Below are 487 nucleotides of genomic sequence, written 5' to 3' on the forward strand. Positions count from 1 at the left end.
TGGTTGGCTAACTGGCGATCCAGCACGTCGAGCTGGCGTTTCGCTTCCATGGTAAAGCGGTTGATGGCGTATTCGATTTTGAACGGCGCGTAGTTGTAGAAGTGGCCGAAACCGCCGCCCAGATAAGGCGCGGAGCCTTGCAACCAGAACAGCCAGTTCAGGGTTTCAGTGCGCGCAGCAATCTCTTTCGGTAAGAAATGGCCGAACTTTTCTGCCAGATACAGCAAGATCGCGCCGGACTCGAAAACGCGAATTGGCGGCGTTGCCGAGTGGTCAAACAGCGCCGGAATTTTCGAGTTCGGGTTCACTTCCACAAAGCCGCTGGAGAACTGGTCGCCTTCGCCAATGCGAATCAGGTGCGCGTCATACTCGGCTTCTGTCACGCCCAGTGCCAGCAGCTCTTCCAGTAAAATCGTCACCTTCTGGCCGTTTGGCGTACCCAGCGAATAGAGCTGCAACGGGTGCTTGCCGATAGGCAGCACTTTGT

General features: G+C 56.1%; 1 protein-coding gene. It reads right to left on the minus strand.

Features of this window, described 5'->3' with window-relative positions; translation table 11 throughout:
- Window positions 1–487: glutathione-dependent disulfide-bond oxidoreductase (gene yghU, locus RM425_RS21490; protein WP_311347268.1), on the minus strand; the 487-nt coding region annotated here is incomplete at both ends.

Origin of the sequence: Blastococcus goldschmidtiae (genome assembly GCF_031845325.1) — a bacterium.
Lineage (GTDB): Bacteria > Actinomycetota > Actinomycetes > Mycobacteriales > Geodermatophilaceae > Blastococcus > Blastococcus goldschmidtiae.